This window comes from Emticicia sp. W12TSBA100-4 (assembly GCF_040253585.1).
Classification (GTDB): domain Bacteria; phylum Bacteroidota; class Bacteroidia; order Cytophagales; family Spirosomataceae; genus Emticicia.
In genome coordinates this window covers 77,702-100,390 of the sequence record NZ_JBELAU010000011.1, presented here as the reverse complement: position 1 = coordinate 100,390, position 22,689 = coordinate 77,702, and the positions used below count along the sequence as shown (strand labels likewise).

The 22,689-nt window shown below is 35.9% G+C and carries 20 protein-coding genes; 7 read left to right on the top strand and 13 right to left on the bottom strand.

What is annotated here, in order from left to right:
• From ABR854_RS17335 to ABR854_RS17305, 7 genes are all read right to left on the bottom strand, one after another.
• Positions 1-1,101, bottom strand: coding sequence for a glycosyltransferase family 4 protein (locus ABR854_RS17335; RefSeq protein ID WP_350266908.1), 1,101 nt, complete (start codon positions 1,099-1,101; stop codon positions 1-3).
• 140 nt (positions 1,102-1,241) lie between these two features.
• On the bottom strand, positions 1,242-2,216 hold the full coding sequence (locus ABR854_RS17330; protein ID WP_350266906.1) for a glycosyltransferase family 2 protein: 975 nt from the start codon (positions 2,214-2,216) through the stop codon (positions 1,242-1,244).
• A 24-nt stretch (positions 2,217-2,240) separates the two neighbouring features.
• A complete protein-coding gene (locus tag ABR854_RS17325) occupies positions 2,241-3,320 on the bottom strand; it encodes a DegT/DnrJ/EryC1/StrS family aminotransferase (protein ID WP_350266904.1) in 1,080 nt (359 codons plus the stop codon).
• 32 nt (positions 3,321-3,352) lie between these two features.
• On the bottom strand, positions 3,353-4,597 hold the full coding sequence (locus tag ABR854_RS17320) for an ABC transporter ATP-binding protein (RefSeq protein WP_350266902.1): 1,245 nt from the start codon (positions 4,595-4,597) through the stop codon (positions 3,353-3,355).
• Positions 4,598-4,722: 125 nt separating this feature from the next.
• Positions 4,723-5,553: an ABC transporter permease gene (locus tag ABR854_RS17315; RefSeq protein WP_350266900.1), complete on the bottom strand. Its 831-nt coding sequence runs from the start codon at positions 5,551-5,553 to the stop codon at positions 4,723-4,725.
• Positions 5,554-5,612: 59 nt separating this feature from the next.
• Positions 5,613-6,707, bottom strand: coding sequence for a hypothetical protein (locus tag ABR854_RS17310; RefSeq protein ID WP_350266898.1), 1,095 nt, complete (start codon positions 6,705-6,707; stop codon positions 5,613-5,615).
• 26 nt (positions 6,708-6,733) lie between these two features.
• The gene (locus ABR854_RS17305) at positions 6,734-9,214 is read right to left on the bottom strand and encodes an SLBB domain-containing protein (RefSeq protein ID WP_350266896.1); all 2,481 of its coding nucleotides are present in this window, start codon (positions 9,212-9,214) and stop codon (positions 6,734-6,736) included.
• A gap of 180 nt (positions 9,215-9,394) precedes the next feature.
• Here ABR854_RS17305 and ABR854_RS17300 point away from each other — a divergent pair, with 180 nt between their 5' ends.
• A complete protein-coding gene (locus ABR854_RS17300) occupies positions 9,395-11,284 on the top strand; it encodes a DNA topoisomerase IV subunit B (RefSeq protein WP_350266894.1) in 1,890 nt (629 codons plus the stop codon).
• 30 nt (positions 11,285-11,314) lie between these two features.
• On the opposite strand, the gene ABR854_RS17295 is transcribed toward ABR854_RS17300, so the two are convergent.
• Together ABR854_RS17295 and ABR854_RS17290 are read right to left on the bottom strand one after the other, a co-directional pair.
• Positions 11,315-12,061: a LytR/AlgR family response regulator transcription factor gene (locus ABR854_RS17295; protein ID WP_350266892.1), complete on the bottom strand. Its 747-nt coding sequence runs from the start codon at positions 12,059-12,061 to the stop codon at positions 11,315-11,317.
• Complete coding sequence (locus tag ABR854_RS17290) at positions 12,062-14,053, bottom strand: histidine kinase (RefSeq protein ID WP_350266890.1); 1,992 nt, start codon at positions 14,051-14,053, stop codon at positions 12,062-12,064.
• A gap of 326 nt (positions 14,054-14,379) precedes the next feature.
• Between ABR854_RS17290 and ABR854_RS17285 the strand changes: the two genes are divergently transcribed.
• From ABR854_RS17285 to pheA, 6 genes are all read left to right on the top strand, one after another.
• Positions 14,380-15,666 carry a hypothetical protein gene (locus ABR854_RS17285; protein ID WP_350266888.1) on the top strand — a complete coding sequence of 429 codons (1,287 nt, stop codon included), beginning with the start codon at positions 14,380-14,382 and terminating at the stop codon, positions 15,664-15,666.
• Positions 15,667-15,680: 14 nt separating this feature from the next.
• Positions 15,681-16,130 (top strand): DUF6252 domain-containing protein, encoded by a 450-nt coding sequence (locus ABR854_RS17280; protein WP_350266886.1) that lies wholly within the window; start codon positions 15,681-15,683, stop codon positions 16,128-16,130.
• Positions 16,131-16,156: 26 nt separating this feature from the next.
• Positions 16,157-16,492 (top strand): LytTR family transcriptional regulator DNA-binding domain-containing protein, encoded by a 336-nt coding sequence (locus ABR854_RS17275; RefSeq protein ID WP_350266884.1) that lies wholly within the window; start codon positions 16,157-16,159, stop codon positions 16,490-16,492.
• Positions 16,489-17,772: a hypothetical protein gene (locus ABR854_RS17270; protein WP_350266882.1), complete on the top strand. Its 1,284-nt coding sequence runs from the start codon at positions 16,489-16,491 to the stop codon at positions 17,770-17,772. The genes ABR854_RS17275 and ABR854_RS17270 overlap by 4 nt, the downstream gene beginning before the upstream one ends.
• 3 nt (positions 17,773-17,775) lie before the next feature.
• A complete protein-coding gene (locus tag ABR854_RS17265) occupies positions 17,776-18,234 on the top strand; it encodes a hypothetical protein (protein ID WP_350266880.1) in 459 nt (152 codons plus the stop codon).
• Between the two features lie 183 nt (positions 18,235-18,417).
• A complete protein-coding gene (gene pheA, locus ABR854_RS17260; protein WP_350266878.1) occupies positions 18,418-19,491 on the top strand; it encodes a prephenate dehydratase in 1,074 nt (357 codons plus the stop codon).
• Between the two features lie 368 nt (positions 19,492-19,859).
• Here pheA and ABR854_RS17255 read toward each other — a convergent pair whose 3' ends face one another.
• From ABR854_RS17255 to ABR854_RS17240, 4 genes are read right to left on the bottom strand one after another with little or no spacing between them, the layout of a single operon-like run.
• Entirely contained in the window at positions 19,860-20,093 is a 234-nt protein-coding gene (locus tag ABR854_RS17255) for a CBU_0592 family membrane protein (protein WP_350266876.1), read from the bottom strand.
• A gap of 35 nt (positions 20,094-20,128) precedes the next feature.
• The gene (locus tag ABR854_RS17250) at positions 20,129-21,064 is read right to left on the bottom strand and encodes a bifunctional riboflavin kinase/FAD synthetase (protein ID WP_350266874.1); all 936 of its coding nucleotides are present in this window, start codon (positions 21,062-21,064) and stop codon (positions 20,129-20,131) included.
• Complete coding sequence (gene truB / locus ABR854_RS17245) at positions 21,064-21,756, bottom strand: tRNA pseudouridine(55) synthase TruB (protein WP_350266872.1); 693 nt, start codon at positions 21,754-21,756, stop codon at positions 21,064-21,066. Before truB ends, ABR854_RS17250 begins: the two co-directional genes overlap by 1 nt.
• 57 nt (positions 21,757-21,813) lie before the next feature.
• On the bottom strand, positions 21,814-22,605 hold the full coding sequence (locus ABR854_RS17240; RefSeq protein ID WP_350266870.1) for an undecaprenyl-diphosphate phosphatase: 792 nt from the start codon (positions 22,603-22,605) through the stop codon (positions 21,814-21,816).
• Positions 22,606-22,689 lie beyond the last annotated feature (84 nt).

Genomic DNA, 22,689 nt, shown 5'->3' with positions numbered 1-22,689 from the left:
TTAATCAAAAATTGAATCCCACTTGCTAATTTGATTTTGAATATCAAAAGTTAAAGCTCTATTTTTTAGTTTTTCTTTGTCAATAACCATTGTTTTGTTTTGAATTTCTATCATGGCTTCTGCCAAATCTTTTGGGTTAAAGCTATCAATACTTTTACCCATTCCTTCCTGTACAAATTCAGAAATACCGCCCGAATTATAGCCAACAATTGGTTTTTCGAGATAAGCCGCTTCCATCATAACGAGTGGAAAAGGATCTTCTTTAGCAGTTAGTACAAATCCATTAGCAATATTTAGATAATCGTAGTATTCATCTGATTTTTCGCCAATTTCGATGAAATTTAGCTTTTCGAGCTTAGTTCTTTGGCGAATATAATGTAAAACTCCTGTTTGTTTTACGCTTCCGAGCCAAGCAATATAGGTATTTGCAGGTAAAAACTCAAATAAATCACAAACGGTATCATAACCTTTCCGAAGATTCATTGAGCCTGACATTACCCAAACAAAAGCATCGGCTGGAATATTGAGTTTCTTACGAATAGTTTCGCCACCAATTTTTAGTGTAATTGTTTGAGTATCAATGAATGAGTGGAGTAGGAGTGTATTTTTATAACCCATTTCCTTCACTCGTTTTTCGACAATCGAGGAACAACATATAATTCGATCGGCATTATCGAACTGAAACTTAAAATCTTCGTAACGAATTTCGTCATAAATACTTACTAATTCGTGTACATGCAGGTCGTAAGGAACGTTAAGTTTTGATGCCAGTCGGGCAAATTGGGGCATCGTTAGGGTATTCAGATACCAACGGTCTGCTTTAATTTGCTTTTGAATATTGATTAATTTCTTTTCTTCGGGTGTGATTTTGAAGATTTTGTAATAGATTCCTTCGTAAATTTGATAAACAAATCCACGTCTGGTTGTATGCACAAAAGTTTGGTCAGCCGTTGAATGATTTGCAAATAATTCACCATTTTGACGAGTATAAATGGCCGTTTTTATCTTTCCCGAAAGGCGTTTTAGTAAATACCATAATAGCATTTCTGAACCTGTACGTCCGCCAGTAGGTGTGATAAAAAGAACTAATTTTTTACTCATTTGATAATGGTTATTGGTTTACAGGTTATTAGGAAATTCGTTATTTGTTACTGGGAAATTTGTTATTTATTGCTGGCTATTGGGAAAATGGTAGATGTTTTTTGACAAATAACCAATGAACCAGTACCAAATCACCAATATCAAAGTTTATAAAACGTTGGCTTTTTTAGCAAAATATTCCAAAAATATTTCGAGAAAACACCAATCATTTTGGCGAATTTCTTCTGATTTTTGAGCTCTGAAAACGGATTTTTCAAGCTAATTAAATTTGAGACGATTTTCATCAAATAAAATGTAGGTATCCAAAGCCAATAATGAAGCATTAATAGAAAATAATGCAATGCTCCGAATTGTTTGCGAATCCAAACTAAATTTGAAAGTTGAATCTGGTGGTCGAAACGATTAAAGTAAGTATAATTTTGAGCTTCCTCATAGCGTTCGGGTTTGCTTCCCCATTCTTCATGAATGATATTACAACCTTTAAAAACCAATAATTTTCCGAGTTTTCCGAGTCTATATCCCCATTCGGTATCTTCACCGTACAAGAAAAACTCCTCGTCAAGTCCACCAGTTTTTTCAAAACCTTCTCTCCTTACCATCAAAAAAGCCGCCGCAATATAATCTACCTGTTCAGGGTCTTGGTATTGGGTTTGATGAATAAATGAATTTAGAAAATTACGTAGTTTTGGTGGTACTATCCAAAAATCACGACGAAAAGTAAATGTATGATAAAATGTGCGAGGACTTAAATCTGGATAAACTTGGTAAGCTCCACCAGCAATGGCATCGGGGCGAGCGTCGAGTTTGGCGGCACAAATGTCAATTACAGGTTCGTATAATTTAGTATCAGAGTTTAAAAGTAGGAGATATTTCCCCTTTGCAATTCGCATTCCTGCATTATTAGCACGAGCAAACCCTGCATTGTAATTCATTGATAACCAAATAGTTTCTGGAAAGAAAGATTTGATATAACCTTCGTCATCACCTTTTGAGGCATTATCAACCACAATTACTTCGTAGCTTACTTGGTTAGTAAATTGCTTAATTGTTTTGATACATTCAACAATTAATTCAGGCGTACGATAATTGACAATTATGATAGAAACAGTTACCAAATGAAACTCAGATTTAGGTGTAACTCAAAGATTTTCGTTGATGATGCTTGCAATGCGTTCGACATCTTCTAAAGCCAAATCATAATAAAGTGGCAAAGATAACGCTCTTTGGGCAATGTTTTCCGAAATAGGGCAAGGATTATAGAAATCTAAGTAAGGCAATTGGTTGAGAGATGGGTAAAAATATCTTCTTGGAGTTATATTCTCTTTTTTTAGAGCCTCAGTAAGTTCTAAAAGTTTTGCTTCTGATTCTAAAATGACAGGGTAGTAAGCATAATTATATTCAAAACCTTCAATATCATTGGTTGGACGACTCAATTTTTTCCAATTCAATAAAGCGTCGTATTTTTCTGAAACTACTCTACGATTATTTATTATATCGGTTACTTTTGGAAGGTTACAAAGCCCCATTGCTGCATGAAACTCTGAGTTTTTTCCGTTGATGCCCATCGTGTAATAGTCATCGTTTTTGTGGCCAAAACTGCGATAAAGCTCCAGTTTATTATTTAGTTCAGTATTATTAGTTACAATGCAACCTCCTTCGATGCTATGAAATACCTTGGTTGCGTGAAAACTACAGGTTGAAATATCACCAAAAGAAAGCACAGATTTTCCTTTATAAATTGCTCCAAATCCGTGAGCACCATCGTAAATGACTTTCAGATTATGTTTTTTTGCAATTTCTTCAATTTTCTCAACATCACATGGGCGACCATATACATGCGTAGCCATGATTGCTGATGTTTTTTCTGTAATGGCTGCTTCAATTAAGTCGGCATTGATGTTGAATGTTTTAGGTTCTATATCAACAAAAACTGGTTGCAGATTTTCCCACAATATAGAAGTGGTTGTAGCACAATAGGAAAATGGCGTAGTGATGATTTCACCAGTCAGGTTCAGTGCCTTGAGAGCAATCTGAATCGCAATTGTTCCATTTCCTACAAAAAGTAGATTTTCAACGTTTAAATACTCTTTTAGTTGTCCTTCCAACTTTCTAACTAAAGGTCCATTATTGGTCAGCCATGTATTTTCCCAAATACCTTTGATAATTTCTTGGTATTCTTCAATCGGAGGTAAAAAAGATTTTGTTACGTTTATAGCCACTTTTTTAATTATAAATTATCAACTATCAATTTTTAAATCAATCCATCAACTTTCCAAGTTTGGACCGGAATATTGATTGGACGTACAGCTCCTGGCCATTTCCCGTACCAGTTTGTGCCTTCTCGCCAATCGGCTACGTCGAAACTGATTGCATCTTCCATGAAATAAATCGGGTCGGCAGTATCTTTTACAATCATGATTGAAATGTAGTAAGACCCATCATTTAAGAAATTAGCAGGAATTTCGAGCATTCCTTTAATTAGGCCTTTTGTAAATGTTTTTGCTTGGCTACCTACATTAAAAACACATTCACCTGTCATATTGTATAAAAATATACTCAAATTTAAGTGTGCTGATTCGAGCATATTCCAAAACTCAATATTTACCTTTAATGGTGTGCGAACATCAATATTTTTACTACCATTGACAAATTCTGGTACAACCTCAATATTTTTGATTCTTACCTGATCAGTTCCTGGAGCTTCTTCTGGCGTTTCCCAATTTTGTTGCAGTTGGAATTTTGAAATACTTGTCATATAGTCATGTAATACTTCACCAACTTCACCATATTTGACCAAATTGCCTTTTTGTAAGAATGCTGCTTTATTGCAAAGTCCTTGAATGGCCGTTGCGTTATGACTTACAAATAAAATGGTTCGTCCGCTGCTCGAAACGTCTTTCATTTTGCCGAGACATTTCTTTTGAAATTCGGAATCACCAACTGCCAACACTTCATCAACAATTAAGATTTCGGGTTCGAGGTGAGCAGCAATTGCAAAACCCAAACGCACGTACATTCCTGATGAATAGCGTTTTACGGGTGTGTCTAAGAATTTTTCGATGCCTGCAAAACTCACAATTTCATCGAATTGACTTCTGATTTCTTGCTGTTTCATACCCAAAATAGCACCGTTCAAGAAAATATTCTCACGGCCAGTCAGTTCGGGGTGAAAACCAGTTCCAACTTCCAATAAACTTGCCATTCGGCCATTTACTTTTACTTGCCCGCTGGTAGGTTCGGTAATTCGGCTTAAAATTTTGAGTAAAGTAGATTTTCCTGCACCATTCGAGCCTACGATTCCGATACGGTCTCCTTGCTCAATATCAAAACTAACATTGCGTAAAGCCCAGAAAACTTCTTTTGTTTCTTCTTCGTCTTTTGAAGTGAAAAGTTCGCCAAAAAATCCAGAAACACTTTCTTTTAGATTTTGGTACTTCTTCTTTTTATGACTCAGAATATACTTTTTTGAAATATTTTCAATCGAAATTGCTTTCATCTATTATTTACAAAATAGCCATTCGGAAAATGACCTTTGCGATAATTGTTACAAATTTATTATGTATTGGTTTTTGAAAAACTAATAAAAATCATGTTTTGAAAAATAATTCCCAGACTTGATTTTTACAAATGGTCAACGAATGAATTTTCATTTTTTCTGAAGAACCAAACTGAAAAAACTACTGATAACGTCACAAAAATGAGCATTGGTATAAAGCTTTGCCAGTTGAATTCAGCGAAATCGCCGAGCATACACCATCGCATTCCATCAACTGTACCTGCTACTGGATTGAGGTTATAGATAGGATACCACCACATTGTTTTGTATTCTTCTACTGAATAAGCAACTGGTGAAATAAAGTAGCCAAATTGCACAACGAATGGGATGATTTGCCCAACATCTCGATACTTCACATTTAATGTTGCTGCAAAAAGTCCAGCTCCGAAAGCCCCCAAATAAGCTAATAGTAAAAAGATGGGAGCAAAAATAATATGCCAATTTGGTAAAAACTGGTAGTAAAGGCATACAACAAAAAAGAATGCAATTGCAATTACAGCATCCAACAGACCCACTAAAAGTGAGCTAAATGGTATAATAATTCTTGGGAAATATACCTTAGACACTAAGTTGCCATTTCCGATGATACTATTGCTAATTTGTAATAAACATTGTGAGAAAAAGAGCCAAATAACCACCCCCGGAATTACTACTAATATGTAGGGAATTGAAGTTTCTTGATCAAGTTTGGCAATTTTCCCAAAAGCAAATGCCATAACGAGTGTCGTTAACAAGGTTCTAATCAAAGCCCAAGCTATTCCTAAAACACTTTGTTTGTAGCGAACCATTACATCACGTTTACCAAGAATCCAAAATAATTCTCGTTGACGCCAGACTTCTCTCCAATAATGTAGGGCAGACTTTCCTGCTTTTATTACTACTTCGTCTCTTTCCATTTATTAATAACCTTCAAAAGAGAAGGAAAAACTTATTCTTTTAATATAATTAACACTGATTAGCTAATCAGCTCTTGATATGATTTTCGTATAATGATAAACACCAAACATAAGAAAAAGCCTAATACTGCCCCTGTTTTGGTATTGCCTCCAACGGTGTAAGTGCGTTGTAGAAGTGGTAAGCGAACAGGTTGTAAAACGGTAAAGAGTGGTGTTTGATTGATTAACTGCATCTTTATTTGTTCTACCGCTGCCAATTGTTGATAATATTGAGTAGAAACATAGTTATTACTACGGTTCAACTGCATAGTACGCATCGGTGCAGTTGGGTCAACAGCATTCTGATTCTGAAACTGAGCATTAGCCAATTGTCGGTCAGTTGAACTTAACTTTCCTTCTAATTCCCGTAATCTTGACATTTGAATGTCATAAATTTTTCGGGTCTTTTGCGTTCTTACTTCCCCATAAAATTCTTCAAGGGTTTCTAAAAGCGTTTCTAACCAAACTTTTGTTAAATATTCGCTATTTGTTGTAGCAGATAAAACCATGATTGACCCCATCTTATCAAGTGGTTGAAGTACAGTTTGGGCTTCAAGTTTTTCGTAGATGGTTGACAACATAATGTTCTCGTCCTTAGTAAAATCATTTGGTGACTTGGGTGTAAAACGATATTTAATTGCTTTATAATTAGGTTCGTGAAGCAGATCGCCTCCCCATTCTTTTTTAGCAATATCACTACTATCTTTGTAGAAATTTATGAAGAGTGTTTTCTTTCCACCTATCAGAACTTCTTTCATCAACGCTTTTTCGTAAAGTGTTTTTGATGAGATGACCAAGCCGAAGTTTCCGCCACTAAACAAATCGTTTGAACCCGTGCCACCTCCACCAATGCCAAAAGCACCAGCGAGGCCGCCTAATCCACCTAAACCCATTTGCTGGCCACCACCAGCTTCTAAGTTAAATTGTATCTCTCCTGTGTAATCTGTGTCTTTTAATTCTTTTACATCAAGAAGAATACTAATGAGTGTGCCAAGAGCAATACTTATTAAGAGTAATCGCCATTCGTTCCCAATAAGTTTGAAAACACCAATTACTTTCTTTAGTAAATCTTTTGTGTTTATTTGTTCTTCTTGTATGGTTTGATAGTCTGCCATTTTTATAACTTCTTTATCTCGAAAGATTATTTTGAAATTTGTAAGAGTGTGAAAATTCCAATAAGTGTTGTGATAGTACCAGCAACAGTAGCAAATAAGCCTTGGACTTGAGCAATTTGTTGTTGTGCTGTGGTAGTTTTTTGTGGAATAATTATTTCCGAGCCAGGGGCAACTTTCGGATAAATGTTCACAAATAAAAATCTACGTGTTCTATCTACTGAACCATTGGCATAAAGTATATACGATTTACTTTTTAATGATCTTTTGGTAAATCCTCCAGCATTTGAAATATAGTTGATGAAACTTTTGTCATCCAAAAACTTTACAGTGGTCGGGTATAATACTTCTCCTTGTACACGAACTGTTTCGAGACGCTTTGGAATTCTGATGATATCGCCATCTTGCAAGATCATGTCTACGTTAGAGCCTGGGTTTTGCATGATTTTTGTCAAATCAATACCAATTGATGAGACAGTTGTTGCATTTACATCTTCTACTTCTACTGCTTGATTTCCTCTAACGCTATTGGTGATTTCGTTAATAGCTTTACGACGTTGAGTGATTTCGATTTCACTTAGTTGAATTTGACGAACTAACGTTGCTCCTTCAAGGTAGGCTTGTGGGCTTAGTCCACCAGCTCTTTCAATCAAATCAGAGATCTTTTCAGTTTTACTTTTAATACCGTAGGTAGCAGGAAAAATTACTTCTCCCTGAATTTCTACAAAGGTCTGTTCAACATAGTTAGGTGAGCGACGAACAAAAATTTCGTCAAAAGGATATAAGACAAATTTTGTTCCTGTCTGTTCAACCTTTAGGTCTGAATTTACTGTGAAAGTATAAGTGTCTGAAATTTGAGCGTTTGTTGCAGTAGGGTCAACGTTTCTTTTTCTTCTAACTACTTCGACACGTGCCAATGAAGCAGATTCAGATAAGCCTCCTACTTTTACCAACACGTCTTCGATTGTCATGTTTCTTAAAAATGGAATCTCGATTCCATCTTCGCCTACAGGGTTATTGATTGCCCCTTGGATTCTGACATAAGCTGGTTCTGTTAAATCAAAAATTGAAGGGATTGTAATGACATCTTCACGTTTGAGGGCAATATCGGCTGCTTTTCCTTTAATTATATCGTCATAATTTACTGATATATTTTCAATAATCATATCATCACGCGTACGAATAATGGAGATTCTACCAGTAAGAGCTTCTCCTTTCAGACCCTCGGCAGATTTGATTAATTGTGTAAGTGTTGGGCTACTTTCCAAAGAATACTCACCTGCTCTGAAAATGGCACCATTTACCGAAACCATATTTTCAAATCTTTCCAAAACTCTTTCAATTACAATTGAGTCACCCGATTGCATTTTAAATGTATTGAATTCGTTTTCCATTACATCTAAGAGCTTTCTTTCACGTGTAGTGTTGCGATAAACTTTCAAACGATGGCGGTATGCATAAGGAGCGAAACCTCCAGCATATTCAATGACTTTGTTTATTTTCTCATCTTCTAAAAGTTCAAATAAACCTTCACGTTTTGTATTGCCTTTAACAGCTACTCTTGAAGTATAAGGCAATACTTGAATAATATCTTGGTCTTGTAGAATAATATTATTTTTTGCAAAACCAGTCATCAACAGTTCATAAATATCAAATGTTGTTACTATTCTATTATTTCTGATGACATTAATTTTACGGTAAGTACCTACTTCATTAGGTCCACCGCAAGCATAAAGTGCGTTTTGCACTGTTGATAATGAAGAAAGCGTATATGTACCTGGGGCGATTACTTCACCCGTAACAGTTACTTTAATACTTCTGATATTCCCAAGCGATACATTAAGGAATGTATTAGCAGGGAAGCCTGAATATGGATTTAAACCAATGTATATTTTTGATAAACGGCTTTTTATTTTATCTTTAGCTTGTTCAATAGTAGAACCTGCCAAATAAATTAGACCAACTTTTTCAATTGTAATATAGCCATCTGCTGAAATGATTGGCTTAAACATCGTCTGTGAATATCCGTATATATCAATAATGAGTTGGTCATTTGGCCCTAACACATAATTGCTTGGTGTTGCAATATTGATTGCAGGAGTTGGGTCAAACTTTACTGTATTAAAAAGATTGTAACCAAAAATTCTTCTTCTTAAAGTTGCTTTCGCTGCATCTTGATTAGCCTCTTCTTCACGAATAATCCTAAGTGAATCTTCCTTATTTATTGCCCGTTGGTCGTTTGGAGCAGCTTGTACATTTCTCGCCGCATTTGGGTCATTATTTGGCAATACTCTGTTTTTTGCAGGAAGTGGCATATTGGGCGTTGCTTGGTTTGCATTGCCTGTATTGGTTGGTGTACCAGTTGGTATGTTAGTCGGGATGTTTGTGGGAGTTGCGGCGGGACCAGTAGGAGTGGCAACTGGATTTTGTCCGAATGATTTGCTAAAAATCAGTATAAAAAGCGTAAATTTGAAAAAAAATTGTGAAAAACTGTTCTTGCTTAATTTCATATCAATAACGTTATTTGTCGAATGACTTTCTCTTTTATTATCTTTACAAACGAAAAAGTTATGCAAAGTAACACAAGATTTTTTATTTTGTTGCTGTTTCATATAAAGTATGTATTAAAAAGAACTTTGAGATACAAAGTAAATAATAAAACCCCAAACTACAAAATATTCTAAGAAAAAATGGCTGAGATTAAAGAAGCAACTTATAACGAAGACAGTATTCGCTCGCTTGATTGGAAAGAACACATCCGTTTACGTCCAGGAATGTATATCGGAAAGTTGGGCGATGGTTCGGCTGCGGATGATGGAGTTTATGTTTTGCTTAAAGAAGTAATGGATAATTGCATTGACGAGTATGCAATGGGCTACGGTAAATCAATCGAAATAAAACTCGACGGAGGAAAAGTAGAAGTACGGGATTATGGCCGTGGAATACCACTCGGAAAAGTGGTCGATGTTGTATCAAAGATTAATACTGGTGCCAAGTATGATAGTAAGGCTTTTCAAAAAGCCGTTGGTCTGAATGGAGTTGGTACGAAAGCTGTCAATGCTCTTTCTTCGTATTTTAAAGTACAGGCTTTTCGTGAAGGAAAAACCAAATGGGCCGAGTTTAATAAAGGAGAGCTGACTAAAGAATCTGAAATTTTGGATTCTGACCAAAAGAATGGTACTCTCGTAATTTTTGAGCCTGACAATACCGTTTTTAAAAATTACCATTATATTCCGCAGTACGTAGAGGCAATGATTTGGAATTATTGCTACTTAAATGCAGGTATGACGATTGTTTTCAACAAGCAAAAGTATATTTCTCATAATGGACTTTTAGACTTATTGAGAAGAAAAACCGATGAAGATTCGTTGCGTTATCCAATTATTCACTTAAAAGGGGAAGATATAGAGGTTGCACTTTCACACGGTAATCAGTATGGTGAAGAATATTATTCATTTGTAAATGGTCAGAATACCACACAGGGTGGAACGCACCTTTCAGGTTTTAAAGAAGCCTTGGTTCGTACAATCAGAGAGCACTTTGGGAAAGATTATGCTCCTGAAGATATTCGCCAGTCAGTAATCGGTGCAATTTCGATTCGTGTGCAAGAGCCTGTGTTTGAATCTCAAACCAAAACTAAACTTGGTTCGGCTACGATTTCGCCCGAACCTAACGCAACTACTGTCAGAACATTTATTAGTGATTTCTTGAAAGAGAAGCTGGATAATTACCTGCACATGAATTTGGCGGTGAAAGAAGCCATCAAGAAACGTATTGAACAGTCGGAGCGTGAAAGAAAAGAATTGGCAGGTGTTAGAAAATTGGCCAATGAAAGAGCCAAAAAGGCCAATTTGCATAATAAAAAGCTAAGAGATTGTCGTTTTCACTTAGATGATGAGAAAAATGAAAAGCGTTTTGATACAGTAATGTTCATCACAGAAGGAGATTCGGCAAGTGGTTCGATTACAAAGGCTCGAAATCCCGAACTACAAGCTGTATTCAGTTTGCGTGGAAAACCATTGAATAGTTTCGGACTTACGAAGAAAATCGTTTATGAAAACGAAGAATTCAACCTACTTCAACACGCCCTCAATATCGAAAATGGTTTAGAGGATTTACGCTACAATAAAATCATTATTGCTACTGATGCCGACGTTGACGGAATGCACATCAGACTATTATTGCTCACATTTTTCTTACAGTTCTTCCCTGATTTAGTGCGTGAAGGGCATTTGTATATTCTTGAAACACCATTGTTTAGGGTAAGAAATAAAAAAGAAACGATTTATTGTTATTCGGACGAAGAACGCCAAAAAGCTATCTCAAAATTATCGCCTAAACCAGAAATTACACGTTTCAAAGGCTTAGGAGAAATTTCACCGAATGAATTTGAAAACTTTATTGGAGAAAATATACGCCTTGAACCAGTAATTCTCGAAAAAGAATCTTCAATTCCTAAGATTTTGAGTTACTACATGGGCAAGAATACACCTGAGCGTCAGAAATTCATCATTGAAAACCTTCGTGTTGAAAAAGATGAAATTGATGAGGTTTTGGCTGAGATATTAGAGCTAAAATAATATTTTTGTTTGTGAGTTGATAGATTGGTTTTACAAAAACTTATCCATCAACTCGCTTTTTTTCTGGCGAGAAACAGGCAATAAATCTCCGTTAATCATCTTTACAGCTCCGCCTTCCGAGCGAACGAAGGCCTTTAAGTGGCTAAGATTAATGAGGTACGAGTGGTGAATTCTGAAAAAACCTTGCTCTGAAAGTAGCGTATCGTAATTAATTAAAGGCTTACTCGTAAGCACTCTTGTATCATTGACCAAATGAAATTCGGAGTAGTTTCTGACTGAGTTGATATATAATATTTCTTCCAACATCACCACCGTGAAACCATCCGTATTTGGCACTACTATTTTACGAATTTTCTGCTCTGAATAGCTTTCAAGTAAAATCTTGAAAGGTGCAGATGAATCTTTGCTGGATTTTTCTTTCTGTTCTAAAATTCTCTCTATGGTTTTTGTTAAATCGCTGATTTTGAAAGGTTTAACTAAGTATCCTACTGCCGAAAACTCAAAGGCTTTAATGGCAAATCTGTCAAATGCAGTAATAAAAACTACCGAAAAATCATAATCTTCGAGACTGTTTAGAATATCAAAACCTGTTCCGTCAGGCATTTTTATATCTAAAAAAGTTACGTCACAAGGCACACTTTGGAGTAGTGCCATTCCTTTTTTGTATCCATCGGCTTCACCAACAATACTGATTTTGTCGGCAAAATTTTCTTCCAATGCCTTACGAAGTAGATACCTTGCATCTTCTTCGTCATCAATGATAATAACCTTTAGCATTTACGTGTTCAAAACGAGTTCAACTTCCGAACCCAGTATTTCGTTATTCAAATTTTTTATTTCTTTAATCAGCATTTTACCTTTCTTTCCGAGTCTTGTTTTTATCAGTTCCATGCCTTTTGAGGTATGTTTGCCTGCTTTTTTCATGGATTCATAAAACCCTACACCATCATCTTTTACGGTAATAGAAAAGCTTTCATCGTTTAGATGATTGACTAAAATTTCGATTTTCCCTTTCTGGTTTTTAGGTAAAACACCATGCAAAAGTGCATTTTCTACCAAAGGCTGAACTATGAATGATGGTACAGAAAAGTCGGCATTTTTGACTTCATCGGTCATAATTATTTCGTACTCAAATTTGTCACCTAAACGTCTTTTTTCGAGCGAAAGATAGGCTTCAATAAAATCCATTTCCTCATAGAGTGGAATGGTAGTGCGACTGGTTTTTTCGAGAATATCTCGCATTAATTGGGCAAAATCGGCAATAAAATCATTCGCTTGTGAGGTTTTCCCATCAATGTAAAGTCGTTGAATGGAATTAAGGCAATTAAACAAAAAATGTGGATTGAGTTGAGCTCTCAAAAGTCGTTGTTTCATTTCGGCAGCTTGTTGTTTTTCTTTGAGTTTTCGCTGACGATTCCAAAAGAAAAAACTGCCCAAAAGCATCAAAATTCCGAGCGTAATGGCCAAAATTAAATAATTTTTTTGTTTGATTTCGGCTTCTTTTGCTTGGTTTTGGAGGGTCAAAACTTCAATTTCTTTTTGCTTTTTTTCGGTTTCATACTTCGTTTGTAATTCGGTGATTTTGGAAGATGTTGAGGTGATATACAAGCTATCTTTTGCACTCATTTGTGCTTTCTGAAATTCAAGAGCTTTTACAAAATCTTTTTCTTTGGTATAGGCTTCTTGTAAAATACCGTAGAGGTTTGGCAACTCTTTTTCATTACTCATTTCCTGCGACATCTTCAAGCCTTTATTGGCCAATTCGATGGCCATTTTTGTATCGTTCAATGCCAAATAATTGCGTGCCAAAGAAGTTGTCACCTGCATTGTGAGCAACTTTGATTTTGATGAATCGGCATATTTTAATGCTTCTTTTAGAAAAATATTAGCACTTTGATATTGTTTTACCACATTTTCTACATTCGCTAAATTTGAGTATCGAGCCGAAATAGCTGTAAAATCATTTTGTTCTTTTGCCATTTCGAGTGCCTCGAAGAAATACTTTTTTGAAGCTATATATGCTTTTGAGTTAGTTTGTGATGCCTCAACTCGCAGAAAATTAATAATTCCTAAATTTGCCAAAGCAACCCCCAAACGGTATTTGTCCTTGAGTTGGATCGATAGATTTTTTGCTTCAAGAAAACTTTTTTCGGCTAAATCTAACTGTTTAAAGTGCATTTGTATATTGGCCAAGATAATTGTCGAAGCCAATTCTATTTGTGGAATATTATATTGATTTGCCAGTTTTGAAGCATACAACGCATTTTGGTTAGAAAGTTCATAGTCCGACATCTCAAAATTTATTACAGCGATACTGTTATGTTGAAGTGCAATAATTCTATTTAATTTTTTATTGTCAGTATTCAAATAATGCTGTTTGGCATATTCAATGGCTCGGTTATGATACTTTAAAGCCTCCTTGAAATCACCCATTTTTCGATTGTAAGCACCAAAACTAGCATTGATATAAGGCAAAAACTTTGTGTCGTTTCGATTGATAAATTCTTTGTTGAGACTCGTCAGAAGTTTGATTGCACTATCAGGCTGAGTGCGGAGTAAAGCAGTAGCACCAAAATACTGTAAGCGAGTTTTTGATTGTGCATCGTTGTTTTTATTAGCAATTTCTAATGCAATCTTTGAGTATTTTTTCAAAGAATCGGATTGCCCTGACAAATGAAAATCTTCACATTTTTCAATCAAGTTTTCGAGTTGCTGGGCTTTGGCCAAACTGCTTATTGTCAATAAAATAAATAGTAAAAATCTGCTCATTTGAGGTCTGAATTGCTGCTTTTTTCCGAAAGTAGAAACCTTTTTTTGATATTTCCAAATCTCATTTTTGGGCCTTGAAATATCATTATATATAGCAAAACCGACGGATAAATAATTACTACATTCCAACTGCCAGACTCTACCGTTTGATAAGTGTAAAATTTTTTTATTTTTTTTCATTTCAACTTTGCTGCATCAAACCAATACCCAATGAAGCGAAGATTAGCCTATTTATTTATTCTTGCTCTTTGTATTTGTGCTTGCACCGATTTTGGTGTTATGAGCAACTTTAATCTTTCTAAATCAATTAAAAAAGTACAAAAACCATGAAAAAATTAATTTTTATGAGTGTTTTTACGCTCGTTGTATTATCGTCAGTTGCTCAATCAGTAAGCATAAATCCTAATAATTTGCAGATTCCGAGTGTTTCTGCATTACCCGCTTGTGCTGCCGCTGATTACGGTAAAATTGTATTCTTGACAACCACCAACCGAGCCAATGTGTGTAGCGGTAGTGGTTGGATTGAAGTGTCGGCAGGGGGAGGTGGAGGAGGCTCACTAACATTACCTTATGCAGGAAGTGGTTCTTCAACTACATCACCTTTTGCAGTAACAAATTCTGGGGGTGGAGCAAATTCAGCAGGTATAAACGGGATTACTGGTTCTGCTTTGGCAGGAGCTTCGGGTGTATTGGGATCTACATCAAGTACGACTCCTTCAGGGAATAATTATGGAGTATATGGTTTAAATCAAGCAACCAATGGCAATGGGTTTGGCGTATATGGTCGGCATAATGGTTCGGGAGTAGGTGTTTTTGGTCAATCTGTTTCGGGTAATGGAATTGAAGGAGTTACTACTACTGGTTCGGGAGTAGAAGGTACATCGACAAATGGAGGTCAGGGGGTGCTTGGAATTTCTACTGGTAATGCCAATGCCATTGGTGTAGCAGGGAGTATTACAGGAAACCTTGGTACTGCCGTTAAAGGATTTGCTGGTAGTGCAAATTCAATAGCGGGTTCATTTGAAAATACTAACGCTTCTGGAATTGGCCTTCAAACGCTTGGAAAAATTCGCTTTCAAGGTAATGGTGCTGGAATTGATAAAGTGTTAGTTAGCAGCGATGCTAATGGAACTGCCGTTTGGGAGAGCTTAATACGTACAGATGTTTTAAAATTAGGAGCAGCTGCTTTTCAATCTCATATTTCTACAAATGAATCTACAATGGGCGGGCAAGGAGTTTCAATGACAACTGCTGCTGGTTCGTTTCATGCGAATGTATCGTTGCCCAATGGAGCTGCACTAAGCGATTTTACCATCTACTATATTGATAACGATGGAGTTTCACCAGCAACAGGTCTGGGCTTGACATCTTTTGCACTTCAAAAGCTGAATCATACAGGTAATGGTGGCTCATATACCAATGTTTTTGCTGGAAGTGGAAACCTTATTAACACTCCTGCAAGCCCTAATATGGGATTTTTTACGACTTCTCCGCTTAGTGAAATTATTGATAATAATACCTTTTTTTACAGACTTGTCGTAACAATGCCCGCATCGACAAATTTAACTTTGGTAGGAGCAGCCATTCGTTATTCATACACACTAAACAACTAAAAATGCATAAAACCATGAAAATCAAACTATTAGCCATTCTAAGTTTATTCATGTTGCTTAATTCTTGTACAAAAAAGGACGATGCCGATGCTTTATTTTTCAGAGTAAAAGTTGATGGAAAACTCGTAGAAGCTACTGGAATCAATGCCTATGCTGTGCAGGACGATGATGAATACAATATCTATGGAGTTTTCAGTAATAAAAGTTCAATGTATATTCAGTTGGCTAAAAATAAGGGAGTTGGAACGCATCAAATTACTGAAAATCCCAACTTTGCATTGTATGCTGACGAAACCGAAACAGGGCATCGCTCTGACCGAACTGGAGCAACGGGTGAAGTAACAATTACCGAAAAAACTACCGAGGTTGTGAAAGGAACTTTCAGATGCACCGTAAAACAAGCCAATAATTCTACCAAAGTTTATGCACTTACTGAGGGCGAGTTTTCTGTCAAGTTTAGGTAAAATCTAACACACAAACTGAATATTTTATGAATACTGTCAGAATTTACCATAAAAAATACATTCCTGCAAACGATGTAGTTTTGTTAAAAGGTAATGCCAATTATACAGAGTTGCATTTTGAGAATGGTCATAAAATTACTTTAGCTAAAACTCTCAAACGTTTGCATGAATCTTTTTCGGAGCATGGTTTTTTCAGAATTAGCAAAACCAATATCGTTAATTTCAAATTTATAGCTCAAACCAACGAAAACTACGCTGTTGTGAAACTGAAGAATGATTTGGAATTACACGTTTCTCGCCGAAGAAGACTTGATTTAAAGGATTTTATTTTTTCAAACACAAAATCGAAAATATCATCATGAATATAAGAAATCTAAGTATAGTACTTTGTTTTTGGGCTTTTTCACCAGCTTTCGCTCAGTTCGATAAACTGAAAGAAAAAGTAAAAAAAGAATTACCCTCAAACGAACGGGCTACTCCAACAAAAGAAACAAATGCTCGTGGTGTACCCAACGTAACCGACAAAGACAAGCAACGAAATGAGAGTTTTGATGCTCATTACAAACAAAAAGATGATGCAAAAGCAAAGTCGGGAGAACTTGACCGAAAAACGAAACTAAATAGCCCAGAGTTTGACCGTAAAGCTTACGAAGAACGGATTTATGCCACTTTTGAACCTGATTTTTCGACAGCAAATTTTCCACCTGCTATTGCTTGGTTTGATTTACTGGATAATGAACGTTTTAGATTCGACATCACAAAAGGTGAGATTCGACTAATGTCACTGCATGTGTCGTTTTTGCCAACCAAGACAAAAGATGGTAAAAACATTAATTATCGTCCGTCACTATCAACGAGCAAAGGCTATGAAAATATGAGGCCGCCCATTAGAGCCGATATTGTTGATGCAGCCACTGGCGAATTAAAAGGACAGCAGTTTTTTAAGGTCGAAGATTACATTCCACCGTTCAAGAAAATGATTTTGGTTGAAGAATACGGTGGCGATTTCTTTCCTTTTTGGGTAAATATAAAGGAAGGAAGCTATGAAGTTCGTTTTTTTCTCGGAAAGACACCATTTTATACTTTCCCTTTCCAAGTTGAAAAAAAGACAAATCCCGATTCTTATGCACCTGTAAAAGATTTGTATTTTTTGAAGGGTCCCTGGGAAGACTGGGCAAGAATTCAATTTGATGAGCGTAGTGGAGAAGTGCTACCAAGTGTTTATTTGACCGAACGAAATCTTGATATTAAAAGTGCAAGCAATTGGGATGACACAGTTCCGATGAAAGGACTTGTCAAAATTACTCGTAACGGCTCATTGGTAGCAACTTACGGTCAAACAATTAATTCGGGTGATTTTACACCCTCTAATGGAAAATGGACACGTTGCCAGTTTATGACCTTCAAAGCGGGTAGTAATGATAGAGAGACGTTCAAGAAAGCTGACATGAAGGATGGGAATTATGTAATGGAGGTGAATATCAAAAATCCTAAAAATGGTAAAACAGTCGTTGCGAAATATGGCTTTACCGTAAAAGGTGGAGAAATTCAATCACACCCGAAAGCCGATAGAAATCAAAACAAAGACTCGCTAACGGTGCTCGAACAAGGAAAAGAATTTTATTACATCAAGAAAATGTAAGCCATGAAATACGCTGAACTAAGCAAAAAGACAAAACTTACTATTATTGTTTACTCGCTTTTGGCTTTAATGATTGGGGTCTTTGTTATTGGTTTTTATATACAAAAAGACAAAGATAAAGAATTGCTCGAAAAAGGCGAACGAGCTGATGCCAATGTAGTTGAACTATACGAACAAGTATCAGGAACGAGAAAAAGTAAAACTTATCGGTATTATATGGATGTTGTTTTCTTTACAAATGCCGAGAAAGTGAAAGTTTTGCCAAAATCTGATAATATCGTTGATAAAATTGCGGCTATTTCAGAAGAAGCTGTTGCCAATGCCAAATTGGGCGATTATCAATCAATGCGATTGAGTATCAGTCAGGTAAGTTATCAAAGACACAAAAAAGGAGATAAAGTAAAAGTAGTTTATATGAAAGAAGAACCAACCGAAGCAAAACTTTTAGAAGAACTTCAATGATTGTATAGCAGTTTTTGTAATGGGGTTTACCACAAGTAAAATTTCAATTGCAAGATTAATAGTATAAAATAAGACCTTCTGGGTCTTATTTTTATTTCTACTCACTTGAAGGTAAGGTAAATTAAGTGTTTTTGACTAAATTGCACCATAATGAAAATTTTGTAAAACCAACCTCTTATTAAAGTGACTCTCGAAGAAGTTAGAAAAGATATTGATAAAATTGACGACCAATTGCTCGTATTGCTCAATCAACGAATGAAACTCGTACATAAAGTAGGAGAAATCAAGCGTTCGACAAAAGCAATCATCTACCGACCAGAGCGTGAAAAGCAAATTCTTGACCGCATGAATGCCCAAAATGATGGCCCATTAAACAAAGAAGCCATCGAAGCCATTTATTTGGAGATTTTTGCGGCTGCTCGTAATATCGAATTGCCCGAAAGAGTTGCGTATCTTGGCCCCGAAGGCAGTTTTACGCACCAAGCTGCTGAGAGCCGCTTCGGTGCTATGAGCGAGTACATGACTTTACCTACAATCAAATCGGTTTTTGAGGCAGTAGATACTGGCAGAGCTAAATTTGGTGTTATTCCAATCGAAAACAATCAAGAGGGTATCGTTTACGAAACTGTTGATTTATTGAATGAAATGAATGTAAATGTTGCGGCAGAATTGAAAATTCCTGTGCATTTTGCATTGGCAACAGAAGCCGAAAATCCTTCAAAAATCAAGCGTATTTACTCGAAAGATATTGCTTTTCGTCAGTGTAGAGGATTTTTGAATAAATATTTTGAACAAACGCACCCCGAAGAAATTCAGGTAGAATCAACTTCAAAAGCAGCAAAATTGGCGGCCGAAGACCCTGAAAGTGCAGCTATTTGTTCAGAAATTGCTGCCAAGTTATTTAGTTTACCAATTTTGTTCAATAATATTGAAGATAATAGTCAGAATCGTACTCGCTTTTATATTTTGGCCAAAAACTTTGTAAACGCCAAGAGCGAAAATGATAAAACGACCATCATTGCTCGTCTACCAGATACCGATAAGCCAGGAATTTTGGCAAATTTCTTACAAGATTTCAAGAAAGCAGGAATCAATTTAACCAAAATTGAAAGCCGACCGTATAAAGGCGACGAAGATTTTAATTTTTGGTTTTTTATTGAATTAGAAGGTTTCTTTCAAGACGAAAACGTAGAGAAGGTTTTCAAGAAATATAAAAACTCAATTAAGTGGTTGGGAAGTTATGTAAGAAACGCTTAAATGAGTTCTGAATTCTGAGTTTAGACGGGGTCGCCCGTGCGATTCTGAGTTGTTTGTCTTTGTGAATTACTCAGAATTCAGAACTCTAAACCGCAAGGGCGGCCCCGTCAGAACTTTTAACTGGTACAATTATTGTGGAAAGATGGGTAAACGCTCATCTTTCTTGTTTTAATACAATTTCAAAAAAAGATTTCCACTTTGTTACCTCACAATAATTTTTGTTTTCTGCTGGTACAGTCATTGCACCATTGTTTCTAAGATTTAATCGAAAGCTAATATTTACATTGAAAATATTTTTAAGATTATTTCATGGAAAATAAGTACAAAGCAGTTTGACAAAAAACCACCTTTTGGGTGGCTTTTTTGTTTTATTTCTTTCTGAAAATAGCGAAGAGAGCAATAATTACCCAAACTATATTGACCGCAACGGAAGGGTAGGCGTGGTGGGCGTAAGTATTAATAATAAAGCAGATTCCGCCCAATAAATTTGCCCAAATATATTTGCTATCTTTTGAGTCGAGTTTGCCTTGTATATTCAAAAAATATGAACCCACAATTAGCACTGAACCAATCCAGCCGATGATTTCTATAAATAATGTCATTAATTTTTATACGTATGAACTTCCAATCTGGACTTTCATTTAAGAATATTTAAAATTTCCTTCGATTTTTTTTTATCGGCTAATATTTGTGCCTTTAACTCCTCTAATCCATTGAATTTTTGTTCTGGTCTTATATAATCTACGATTTCGACCGTAACGGTTTCTCCATAAATATCATCATCAAAGTCAAAAATATTAACTTCTTGCGTGCGTCCAACGCCATCAACTGTTGGGCGAGTGCCGATGTTCATCATACCATTATGCCATTGATTGCGGAAGAAAGTTCTAACCGCATAAACCCCATTGGCAGGTATAAGTTTGTAGAACTGAGAAACTTGAACATTAGCAGTCGGAAAACCAATCGTTCGGCCAAGCTGCCGACCTTTTACTACAATTCCTGTAAAACTGTATTTTCTACCCAACAATTCATTAGCCGAACTAACTTCACCAATCATTAGCGATTGACGAATTTTGGTAGAACTAATCGTCAGATTTTCAATTTCTTGACGAGGAATCTCTTCTATCTCGATGCCAAATAACTCAGAGTTTGTCTTTAAGTAATCAAAGCCACCTTCACGGTTTCGTCCAAATCGGTGGTCGTAGCCAATTACCAATTTTTTTGTTCCGATTTGTTTCAAAAGAATATCTTTTACATATTCTTCTGAACTTAATTCTGAAAATTCACGAGTAAACGGAATCACTAGAAGGTGGTCAACTCCTTGCTTCTCGAGTAGTTCTATTTTCTCGTCAATTGTAGAAAGGAGTTTTAGATCCTGACTATCTTTGGAAACCACAACTCTCGGATGTGGCCAAAAAGTTAGCACAACCGATTCTCCGCCAGTTTTCTGAGCCGTTTCTCTTAAAATTTGAAGAATTTTTTGATGCCCCAAATGCACGCCATCAAAAGTACCGCTCGTAACTACGGCATTTTTAAGAGCCTCAAAGTCTGATAAATTATAATATACTTTCACTACTGATTGTTCAAATTTTCAAGTTTACTAAGTCTTTCGGGTACAGTTTCTAAAAACTGCTCAATTGTAAGCGAGTTTTCAATCTTAAATTCTCCAATTCGTGTCCTACGTAACGAGCTCATATATGCCCCTGAATCGAGTAATTTTCCAAAATCTCTTACTAAACTTCTAATGTAGGTACCTTTTGAGCAAACAATTCTGAACGAAATTTCGGGAAAATTAGTCATATCAATGTCAAATTCTTTTATTTCTACTTGTCGAGATTTTATGACAACTTCTTCTCCTTTTCGAGCTGATTCGTAGGCTCTTTTTCCATTGATTTTTATCGCAGAATGTGCAGGAGGGATTTGCTCAATTACACCAGAAAGCTGACTAACCACTTGATTAATAGCTTCTTGAGTAATATGATTGGTGGGATATTCAGCATCAAATTCGGTCTCTAAATCAACCGAAGGAGTTGTTTTACCCAGTTCTAAAGTACCTGTATATTCTTTTTCTTGTGCTTGAAAAGTATCAATTTGCTTGGTCATTTTTCCAGTACAAAGAATCAACAAACCAGTTGCCAAGGGGTCGAGCGTACCTGCGTGACCCACTTTTTTATATTTCCCTGCCCAGCGAACCTTATTCACAACATCAAAAGATGTCCATTTCAAAGGTTTATCAATCAAAATTACCTCATTTCTTTCATCCATCGAAACTAAAATTAAATATAGAAATGCGAGAAATTACTTCCCTCAGTGGTCTATAGACTAAATAACTTTTAAATCATAGCCAGCGGCCAAAAGTCCTAAAATGATTAAGCCAACCACAATGCGGTAGTAGCCAAAAACTTTAAAACCATATTTTTGTAAATAACTAATAAAAAACTTGATAGCGGCCATTGCTACAATGAAAGCCACGATATTTCCGATGGCCAATAGCTGTAATTCATTGGTCGAAAATGTCAAAGTTCCTGCTTTAAATGCTTTCAAAAGTTTATAACCTGAAGCTGCAAACATGGTAGGAACTGCCAGGAAAAATGAAAATTCGGCCGAGTCTTTGCGTGAAAGTCCTTGAAACATTCCACCAATAATACTTGCTGCCGAACGAGAAACACCAGGAATCATGGCAATACACTGAAAAAGACCAATTTTTACTGCATCTATGTAAGTAATATTTTCTTTTGTAGCTTTTTTTTCAAAATATTTATCAATAAAAACTAAAATAATTCCACCTAAAACTAACATTATTGCCACTACGGCTACACTTTCAAGCAATTGGTCAATAAAATCATTTAAGATAAAACCAATAATTGCAGCAGGAATAAAAGCGGCCAATAGTTTTTTGTAAAATTCAAAAGATTGAAAGAAACGCTTCCAGTATAAAACTACTACTGAAAGAATTGCACCGAATTGTATGTTTACTTCAAAAACCTTTGTAAAATCAAGTTCACTGATGCCCATCAACGATGAGCCAATGATCATGTGTCCTGTTGAACTGATAGGTAAGTACTCAGTAATACCTTCGATGATAGCAAGGATAATTGCTTCGATAAAATTCATGGATTGTAAAATTAAAGAGGTAAATAATACGAAAACTGATAGTAAATAGTTCATCGTTATTGAAACAATGTAACTTTTTGACTA

What these genes read in the sequence shown, in the direction of transcription:
- ABR854_RS17335 (WP_350266908.1), bottom strand. Translation starts at nt 1,101, where the DNA reads ATGAGTAAAAAATTAGTTCTTTTTATCACACCTACTGGCGGACGTACA.
- ABR854_RS17320 (WP_350266902.1), bottom strand. Translation starts at nt 4,597, where the DNA reads ATGAAAGCAATTTCGATTGAAAATATTTCAAAAAAGTATATTCTGAGT.
- ABR854_RS17315 (WP_350266900.1), bottom strand. Translation starts at nt 5,553, where the DNA reads ATGGAAAGAGACGAAGTAGTAATAAAAGCAGGAAAGTCTGCCCTACAT.
- ABR854_RS17310 (WP_350266898.1), bottom strand. Translation starts at nt 6,707, where the DNA reads ATGGCAGACTATCAAACCATACAAGAAGAACAAATAAACACAAAAGAT.
- ABR854_RS17305 (WP_350266896.1), bottom strand. Translation starts at nt 9,214, where the DNA reads ATGAAATTAAGCAAGAACAGTTTTTCACAATTTTTTTTCAAATTTACG.
- ABR854_RS17300 (WP_350266894.1), top strand. Translation starts at nt 9,395, where the DNA reads ATGGCTGAGATTAAAGAAGCAACTTATAACGAAGACAGTATTCGCTCG.
- ABR854_RS17295 (WP_350266892.1), bottom strand. Translation starts at nt 12,061, where the DNA reads ATGCTAAAGGTTATTATCATTGATGACGAAGAAGATGCAAGGTATCTA.
- ABR854_RS17290 (WP_350266890.1), bottom strand. Translation starts at nt 14,053, where the DNA reads ATGAGCAGATTTTTACTATTTATTTTATTGACAATAAGCAGTTTGGCC.
- ABR854_RS17285 (WP_350266888.1), top strand. Translation starts at nt 14,380, where the DNA reads ATGAAAAAATTAATTTTTATGAGTGTTTTTACGCTCGTTGTATTATCG.
- ABR854_RS17280 (WP_350266886.1), top strand. Translation starts at nt 15,681, where the DNA reads ATGAAAATCAAACTATTAGCCATTCTAAGTTTATTCATGTTGCTTAAT.
- ABR854_RS17275 (WP_350266884.1), top strand. Translation starts at nt 16,157, where the DNA reads ATGAATACTGTCAGAATTTACCATAAAAAATACATTCCTGCAAACGAT.
- ABR854_RS17270 (WP_350266882.1), top strand. Translation starts at nt 16,489, where the DNA reads ATGAATATAAGAAATCTAAGTATAGTACTTTGTTTTTGGGCTTTTTCA.
- ABR854_RS17265 (WP_350266880.1), top strand. Translation starts at nt 17,776, where the DNA reads ATGAAATACGCTGAACTAAGCAAAAAGACAAAACTTACTATTATTGTT.
- ABR854_RS17255 (WP_350266876.1), bottom strand. Translation starts at nt 20,093, where the DNA reads ATGACATTATTTATAGAAATCATCGGCTGGATTGGTTCAGTGCTAATT.
- truB (WP_350266872.1), bottom strand. Translation starts at nt 21,756, where the DNA reads ATGGATGAAAGAAATGAGGTAATTTTGATTGATAAACCTTTGAAATGG.
- ABR854_RS17240 (WP_350266870.1), bottom strand. Translation starts at nt 22,605, where the DNA reads ATGAATTTTATCGAAGCAATTATCCTTGCTATCATCGAAGGTATTACT.